This is a genomic window from Duganella lactea (genome assembly GCF_009857505.1).
Classification (GTDB): domain Bacteria; phylum Pseudomonadota; class Gammaproteobacteria; order Burkholderiales; family Burkholderiaceae_D; genus Rugamonas; species Rugamonas lactea.
In genome coordinates this window covers 1-344 of record NZ_WWCP01000104.1, presented here as the reverse complement: position 1 = coordinate 344, position 344 = coordinate 1, and the positions used below count along the sequence as shown (strand labels likewise).

At 61.6% G+C, this 344-nt stretch carries 1 protein-coding gene; it reads right to left on the bottom strand.

Going from position 1 to position 344, the window contains the following annotated elements; all coding sequences use genetic code 11:
* Nucleotides 1-28: 28 nt before the first annotated feature.
* On the bottom strand, nucleotides 29-344 hold a 316-nt coding region (locus GTP44_RS26870), incomplete at its 5' end, for a transposase (protein WP_161021809.1).

The following is a 344-nucleotide window of genomic DNA, read 5'->3' as shown; positions in this document are numbered from 1 at the left end:
TTTTCGTGGTCCAGACGGACTGCGGGCGTCAAAACGCCGAAAACTTCGCCTCCTTCAGGTAGCAAAGGCGGCGCAAGTTGTAGGCGGCGGCCTTCCAGTTCAGTTGCAGCGTGGCGCGTGCCAGGCCGATCGAGCGCAGCATCTTGCCACCCAGTTGCGCCATGCCCGCGAAGACATGCTCGACGCGGGCGCGTGGGCTGGCGATGCGCCGGTTACGGCGCTGCTGTGCTTCAGAAATTGGCTTGTCCTTGCTGCCTTTGCGCTGGATGTGCATGCGGTAGCCTTGGCCGGTCAGGCGCTCTTCGCGCTTGTAGTTGACATAGCCTTTATCGGCATAGACATCC